This window comes from Synechococcus sp. R55.7 (assembly GCF_047461955.1).
In the GTDB taxonomy this organism is placed as follows: Bacteria; Cyanobacteriota; Cyanobacteriia; order Thermostichales; family Thermostichaceae; genus Thermostichus.
In genome coordinates this window covers 1-4,401 of sequence record NZ_JANSIC010000077.1, presented here as the reverse complement: position 1 = coordinate 4,401, position 4,401 = coordinate 1, and the positions used below count along the sequence as shown (strand labels likewise).

Annotated in this window: 5 protein-coding genes; 1 reads left to right on the top strand and 4 read right to left on the bottom strand. The window is 60.5% G+C overall.

Annotated features, from left to right (window positions below):
• A partial coding sequence (locus NW820_RS05780) for an endonuclease III domain-containing protein (protein ID WP_414406937.1) occupies nucleotides 1-576 on the top strand: 576 nt, incomplete at its 5' end.
• A gap of 16 nt (nucleotides 577-592) precedes the next feature.
• On the opposite strand, the gene NW820_RS05775 is transcribed toward NW820_RS05780, so the two are convergent.
• The 4 genes from NW820_RS05775 to NW820_RS05760 form a co-directional block, all read right to left on the bottom strand.
• Nucleotides 593-2,464 carry a chloride channel protein gene (locus NW820_RS05775; protein ID WP_414406936.1) on the bottom strand — a complete coding sequence of 624 codons (1,872 nt, stop codon included), beginning with the start codon at nucleotides 2,462-2,464 and terminating at the stop codon, nucleotides 593-595.
• Between the two features lie 6 nt (nucleotides 2,465-2,470).
• Nucleotides 2,471-3,259 carry a type I methionyl aminopeptidase gene (map, locus tag NW820_RS05770; RefSeq protein WP_414342345.1) on the bottom strand — a complete coding sequence of 263 codons (789 nt, stop codon included), beginning with the start codon at nucleotides 3,257-3,259 and terminating at the stop codon, nucleotides 2,471-2,473.
• A gap of 195 nt (nucleotides 3,260-3,454) precedes the next feature.
• Nucleotides 3,455-4,042, bottom strand: coding sequence for a DUF2062 domain-containing protein (locus NW820_RS05765; RefSeq protein WP_011433729.1), 588 nt, complete (start codon nucleotides 4,040-4,042; stop codon nucleotides 3,455-3,457).
• 152 nt (nucleotides 4,043-4,194) lie between these two features.
• On the bottom strand, nucleotides 4,195-4,401 hold a 207-nt coding region (locus tag NW820_RS05760), incomplete at its 5' end, for a hypothetical protein (RefSeq protein ID WP_414406935.1).

The window sequence follows — 4,401 nt, the reverse complement described above, 5'->3', positions numbered from 1 at the left end:
GATCTCCTGGACGAGTTGGTGGGCACGATCCTTTCCCAGAACACCACCGATGCCAACAGCAGCCGTGCCTTCCGCGCCCTCAAAGCCGCCTTTCCCTCTTGGGAAGCGGTCTTGGCTGCCGACCCGGCAGATCTGGCCCAGGTGATCCGCTCCGGCGGCTTAGCCCACCTCAAGGCAGTCCGAATTCAGGAGATCCTGGCTGCCATTCAAGAACGACAGGGATCCCTGAGTCTGGACTTTCTAAGAGAGCTAGACGATGCTGGCGCCCTCGATTTTTTGCTCTCCCTGAAAGGGGTAGGGCTGAAGACCGCCACCTGTGTGTTGTTGTTCGGGCTGGGTCGGGATCTCTGCCCGGTGGATACCCATGTGCATCGAGTGGCCAACCGTCTGGGCTTGGTGCGGGCCAAACATCCCGACGACACTTTTGCTCAGCTTTCCCCTCAGATCCCCAGAGGCAAAGCCTATTCCCTGCACGTCAACTTTGTCCGGCTGGGCAAGCGCATTTGCAAGGCCCGTATGCCCGAATGTGGCCGCTGCCCGCTGCGTCCCACCTGCCCCTCTGGGCGGCAGCGTTGATCCCGACAGCAGGGCTCTATTCTGCGGGCGCAGTAGAAGCATCTGGGATCCCCTCTTGTCCGTTCCTGCCGGCGTCTCTCTCTGCTGGGGGAACTTCCAACTCCAGGGCTTGCCGCACCGATTGAATCTCTTGGGAGAGCAGCACCCGCTCTCGATCCAACAGGCCGACGATCTGCTCCGGGTCTTCCCGCGAGACCACTGGCAATTGGCGCAAATCGTATTCGTACATCGGCTCAGCTGCCACCGCTACCGCCTCATCGGGGAAGGTGGTGAGAACCGGAGATTGGCTGACCTCCTGTACGGTTAGCTCCGCCAACTCCGCCGCCTCCTTATGGGCCAAGGCCCGCTCCAGGTCTTCCAGGGTGAGAATGCCCCGCAGCCGCTCCTGTCCGTCCACCACCAACGCGCTATGGCACTTTTGCTGCAGCAAACTCTCCAGAGCTTCTCGCAGCGGTGTGTCTTGCCGAAGCAAAAGAGATGGGGGCACCATCACCTCTTGCACCGTCAGCTCTCTAGGCTCCTGCCCAAGGACTCCGTCAAGCGTTGCGTGGCGATAGCGACGGGCGGAAGGGTAGATGGCCGGCGAATGCAACTGCTCCGTCAGCCAGATGCTCAAACCCACTGCCGCCATCACCGGCAGCGCAATGTGATAGTCCCGCGTCATCTCAAACAGCAGCAAGATGGCCGTTAGCGGAGCCCGCACGCTGGCCGCCAACACCGCCGCCATGCCCACCATGGCGTAGGCAGCAGGGGGAGACAAGGCAATCAAGGGCAAAGCTTGAGATAGCACCTGACCGTAGCCTGCCCCCAGCACTGCCCCCATGAACAAAGCCGGGGCAAAGGTTCCCCCCACAAAGCCGCTGCCCAGGCTCAAAGCGCTCAGCAACAGCTTGCCCAATAGGAGCAGGCCCAGATGGCCAAGAGAAAAGGGAACGGCCTGCAGAATCGACTCAATGGTTTCATAGCCCACCCCCAACGCCAATGGGATCCCCAAACCTGCGCAGCCCAGGATCCCGCCCCCCAAAATGGGCTTGCTCCAAGCTGGCCAGGCCGCCAGGGGGCCACTGTTGAACAGGTGCTTGCCCCACTCCAGGGTGTAGCTGAAGGCCATAGAAACCAGGCTGGCCAAAAAGCCCAAGCCGAGATACAGAGGTACCTCCAGCAAGCTGTGGATCTCGTAGTCCGGCAAGACAAAAGCCGGCTGGGTGATGGTGGGCAAAAGAAAAGCGGGTTGTGCCCCCAACCCCACCTGGGCGATCAAGGCGGAGACCACCGCCGCCAACACCACCACACTGACAGCAGAAGTGGTGAAGGTGCGGGCCAAAGCCAGCTCCAGCGCCAAAAACACCCCGGCAATGGGCGCGTTAAACCCTGCCGCCAGGCCAGCCGCTGCTCCGGCAGCCATCAACAGTTGCACCCGCTCCCGCGAGAGGCGTAGGTTTTGCCCCAGCAGGGATCCCAGCAAAGCGCCACTTTCCACACTGGGGGCCTCAGGGCCAAGGGAAGCTCCCGCGCCCAACGAGATGGCAGCCGCCAAGAGCTTGAGCGGGATCCACCAGGGCTGAAGTGCCAAAGGACGAGCAGGACTCACCAAGCTGGAGAGGCTCAAGTTGGGAAAGGGCACAACTGCCCCCAAAGCGCCGATCAGCAGGCCCCCCAACACCGGCGCCAAAGCCAGCGGCCAGGATCCCAGCAGCCACAGGCCATAGTGTTCTGCAGCCCTGCCGAGGCCATCCACGAGGGTGTCCTGCAGCAGATAGCGCCACCAGCCAATCAAGTAGCGAAATCCAACCACCAACAGCCCCGTGGCCAACCCCACTGCCGCCGCCAGCAGCAGCAGCAGGTTCTCGGAGGAGAGGCGCAGGCGGAGAGCGGGGGCGCTGTTCATGATGGCTCAGGGGCTTTGGGAAGGCAGGGTCAAGATCTCTACACCGGTTTCGGTAACGGCGACCGTATGTTCAAATTGGGCCGAGAGCTTGCCATCCAAAGTGACCGCCGTCCACCCGTCGGAGAGCACCTTCACCTCCCAGGTGCCCTCGTTGATCATCGGCTCGATGGTGAACACCATGCCGGGGCGGAGTTTCTCCCCTTTTCCTCGCTCGCCGTAGTGGGGGATCTGGGGAGCAGTGTGGAATTGCCGTCCCACCCCATGCCCGACAAAATCGCGCACCACGCTGTAGCCCTGGGCCTCGGCATATTCTTGAATGGCAGCGCCAATGTCGCCGACTCTCCCCCCCGGCTTGACGGCAGCAATGCCCCGCCGCAGACATTCTTCGGTCACCTCCACCAAGCGCCGCGCCCGCTCAGAAGGCTGTCCGACAAAGAAGGTTTTGGACGTATCGCCGTGGTAGCCATCCAAAACCGGGGTGACATCGATGTTGATGATGTCGCCTTCTCGCAGGATCTGCTTGGGGCTGGGAATGCCGTGGCAGACCACGTGGTTGACGCTGGTGCAGATGGATTTGGGAAAGCCATGGTAGCCTAAAGGGGCACTTTTGGCCCCATGCGCCCGCGTCCACCGCTCGGCCTCGTCGTTGAGCTCTTGGGTGGTGACCCCTGGTCGCACCATCGGCTCCAAGTGCTTGAGCAGATCTGCCGCCAGGCGACAAGCCCGCCGCATTTTCTCCAGTTCCCGCGAAGAGAGCAACACAATGGGCTGAGGGGCTTGCGTGAGCTGGTTCATACCCGTCTGCAAAGCGGATCCCAACTGCTCCCCCCATCGCTGGGAGCGACGGCTGAGGTCTGTCAACAACGCTCGCATGTCTTCCATCATGAGACCTTATCTGTGAAAAGCTCTGTGAAAACGGATGGATCTCTGCACCTGCAGACTGTCCAGGATTGGGTTCTCAGTTGGGATTCTGAATCGCCTTGCGCCCATTCACAGACCCCTGCCGGCCATTTTCTGCCGCCGACGAATCCGCTGCACCAACCACAGCCCCAGAAAATAGCTGACGAGGGATCCCCAAAAACCGACAAACGCACAGCCGACAAACAGCGTGCCCGACATCTCCAAGCCCCACTGCATCCAGTTTTGCCAGGTGGCCGCCACCAGCTCTGTGGTGGGAAGGACAGTTCGGGATCCCAGTAGCCATTCTCCCACCTGGTAGTTGAATGCATAGATGGGCACATAGGTGAAGGGGTTACTCACCCAGGTCCCTGCCGCCGCCGCCAGCTTGTTGCCCCGAAACGGAACAGCCAACACCAGAGCGGCCAACGTTTGAAAGCCGAAGATGGGGAAACAGCCGGCAAAAACCCCCACCGCCAAGCCGCGGGCAATTTCTTTTGGCGACGATTGCAGCCGCAACAGGCGCAGATAAAGATAGCGCAGCCAACGCTTCCAGGAAGGATCCCGGCGGGCTAGGGTCGGCCCTGGTTGAGATCCAGAGTAGGATCTGGAATAAAGCTTAAGGGATCCCGGCGAAGGCCAGGAGAAAGAGGGCAGCCTCAACCAAAAGAGGGGGCTCATGGTGGCAAGGGGGCAAATGAGAGAAGGTGTTAAGTCCTGTAAATCCAGTGTATCTTTCCTGCCGTCGGCGACAAAGGGCTATCGGCAAATCTGGGCCGGCAGCACCTGGGTGATGCTGAGGGATCAGTTTGCTCAGTTTACAAAGTAAGCAGTTAGCTGAGCTTGTCCACCAAGGCCAGCAGAAAGTTAAGACTCAAGTAGGAAACCAACACCAGCAAAAACAGGAACAGGGCAATGCTCAGCCCGGATCGCAGGGCAGAGGGCAGGGATCCCGATTTCATTTTGGGATCAGGCTTTTCGGGGGGAGTTGTCATCTGGAGTTCTGGGGAAGACTGTGAATCTAGGATCCCATCTTGGCT